This is a genomic window from Kocuria sp. CPCC 205263 (assembly GCF_040981075.1).
In the GTDB taxonomy this organism is placed as follows: domain Bacteria; phylum Actinomycetota; class Actinomycetes; order Actinomycetales; family Micrococcaceae; genus Kocuria; species Kocuria rosea.
The window spans coordinates 1-520 of the sequence record NZ_JAVKPV010000084.1 but is presented as its reverse complement, the minus strand read 5'-3'; the positions used below and the strand labels follow the sequence as shown (position 1 = coordinate 520).

Annotated in this window: 1 protein-coding gene; it reads right to left on the bottom strand. The window is 54.8% G+C overall.

The annotated features are described in order from the left end of the window. The coding region (locus RF647_RS19260; RefSeq protein WP_368813136.1) for a DNA cytosine methyltransferase at nucleotides 1-520 on the bottom strand (520 nt) is incomplete at both ends.

The following is a 520-nucleotide window of genomic DNA, read 5'->3' as shown; positions in this document are numbered from 1 at the left end:
CGCCACATGTTCCAACGCCTCGCGCAGTAAGGGCGGCAACGATTTCCGTCGTTTCTCTGCGCGGCGGAGAATTCCGGCGCAGGCTTTCGGACTCAAAAAGAATTTTTGCGGGATCGATATCCCCTCGAGCTGTTGCGACAACAAACACACGTCTGCGTCGTTGGGCCACTCCGAAAAATTGAGCATCGAGCACTCGCCAGGCAATAGCTCTTTCTGGTCCCAACACATAACCAGCGTTTGCCCATCGCTTCCCTGGTGATTCCAGCGCGCAGCTTTCGCCGGCAAGCCCTGCAAGAAAATATCCGAAAGCGTTATCTTTGCTGCTGAATACGCCGGGGACGTTTTCCCAGACGACTGTGACGGGTGGTTTTCCCTGTTCTCTGCGTTTTTCATCGATTGCATTAACCAGTTCCACAAAAGCCAAAGTTAACTGGCCGCGTTCGTCAGCCAGCCCATTACGTAAACCCGCAATGCTGAATGCCTGGCAAGGGGTTCCCCCCACCAGCACATCAGGCGCTTC